Genomic DNA, 366 nt, shown 5'->3' with positions numbered 1-366 from the left:
ATGTTGTTGATCATCCGAACATATGCCTTCGATATGTCCCCATCGGACGTATCGAGCGTAATGGCATCGGTCAAAAGCCGCACATCAGAAGTCGGATCGGCAAGGCCGCCGACATTTTTGAGCTGGTCGCGATCGGCAATGATGGAATTGGCAACGGCCAATCCACCTTCAGCAACCGGCTTGCCTATGGCTTCATTGCCGTAAGACCAATTGCGGGATGCATTGGCAACGTCATTGCCACCATAGCCGGCAACCCCCTGCCCTGATTTTCCGATATTGAAGATGCCGGAAAGATCGAGACATGCCGAAGCCGCAGGATCATAGCGGCCACCTTCGGCCGCAGCGCGTGCTTTCTGGCGCTCACGG

At 55.5% G+C, this 366-nt stretch carries 1 pseudogene; it reads right to left on the bottom strand.

What is annotated here, in order from left to right:
* Window positions 1–366, bottom strand: a pseudogene (locus HBA93_RS19310) (hypothetical protein); the annotation flags it as partial.

It is taken from the genome of Ochrobactrum sp. SFR4 (assembly GCF_019730395.1).
Classification (GTDB): domain Bacteria; phylum Pseudomonadota; class Alphaproteobacteria; order Rhizobiales; family Rhizobiaceae; genus Pseudochrobactrum.
Note: the sequence above shows the minus strand (reverse complement) of the source record. Positions and strands in the feature narration are given on the sequence as shown.